Source organism: Haemophilus parainfluenzae, assembly GCF_003252795.1.
Classification (GTDB): Bacteria; Pseudomonadota; Gammaproteobacteria; order Enterobacterales; family Pasteurellaceae; genus Haemophilus_D; species Haemophilus_D parainfluenzae_K.
The window spans coordinates 1-572 of the sequence record NZ_QEPQ01000014.1 but is presented as its reverse complement, the minus strand read 5'-3'; the positions used below and the strand labels follow the sequence as shown (position 1 = coordinate 572).

The 572-nt window shown below is 41.6% G+C and carries 2 tRNA genes and 1 rRNA gene; all 3 read right to left on the bottom strand.

Going from position 1 to position 572, the window contains the following annotated elements:
• Positions 1 to 210: 210 nt before the first annotated feature.
• Positions 211 to 286, bottom strand: a tRNA-Ala gene (locus tag DPV81_RS09375).
• 53 nt (positions 287 to 339) lie between these two features.
• Positions 340 to 416, bottom strand: a tRNA-Ile gene (locus DPV81_RS09370).
• Between the two features lie 81 nt (positions 417 to 497).
• Positions 498 to 572 (bottom strand): 16S ribosomal RNA (locus DPV81_RS09365); the annotation flags it as partial.

The following is a 572-nucleotide window of genomic DNA, read 5'->3' as shown; positions in this document are numbered from 1 at the left end:
CAACTAAACACTTGATTGCTTTTGTTCAATCAAGATTTTTTCTTACTCAGACTTTTTCTTATCCTTTAAAAGGACTTGAAAGTCTCTTCAGTTTTTCAGCTTGTTTCCTGGTTGTTAAAGAACAGAAATAACATTTTCAGTTATCATCGTTAAATAAACTCATTAAAGCATTTTAAGTATTAAATGCTCAATTTACTTAACGATGATAAGTGGTGGAGATAAGCGGGATCGAACCGCTGACCTCCTGCGTGCAAGGCAGGCGCTCTCCCAGCTGAGCTATATCCCCATGTCATCGTTTATTTATTACCTTATTCACCTTCATCACTCACTCAGTTTGAGTGGTGGGTCTGAGTGGACTTGAACCACCGACCTCACCCTTATCAGGGGTGCGCTCTAACCACCTGAGCTACAGACCCAAGGGAATAACGGCTTTCTGCTCGATATGTCTACAATATATCAATCAATCTGTGTGGACACTTATTGTCTCTCGTTTTTGGTAAGGAGGTGATCCAACCGCAGGTTCCCCTACGGTTACCTTGTTACGACTTCACCCCAGTCATGAATCATACCGT